Here is a 301-nt window from a genome sequence, read left to right as displayed (position 1 = left end):
CCATTGGACAATTACAAGCCTTTGGGAGGCGAAGCACATCCATTGGCTGACGGAAAGTTTGATGAATCACCTGCCAAATGGACAGGAAACGGTTCACGTGAAGCTCAGCCACATTTTCACGATTGGTATGAAACTGTGAAGGTCAATTACGGAATCAAACAGGATGGCAGCAAGGATTTCATAGAATTGCCGGCTGATTTTTCTCAGAAAGATTGCAAAGCACATTTTGAATTTTGGCAAGGCAAGGAAGTGCCGGATTCCTGGGTCAAATTTAAAGACATAGCCTTGTACTGGATCGAAA

1 pseudogene is annotated in these 301 nt (G+C 43.9%); it reads left to right on the top strand.

Going from position 1 to position 301, the window contains the following annotated elements:
* Window positions 1–301 (top strand): annotated as a pseudogene (locus DNI29_RS23870) (alpha-amylase); the annotation flags it as partial.

Origin of the sequence: Hymenobacter sediminis, from assembly GCF_003231285.1 — a bacterium.
Taxonomy (GTDB): Bacteria; Bacteroidota; Bacteroidia; order Cytophagales; family Hymenobacteraceae; genus Hymenobacter; species Hymenobacter sediminis.
This window is presented reverse-complemented; position numbering and strand designations above follow the sequence as displayed.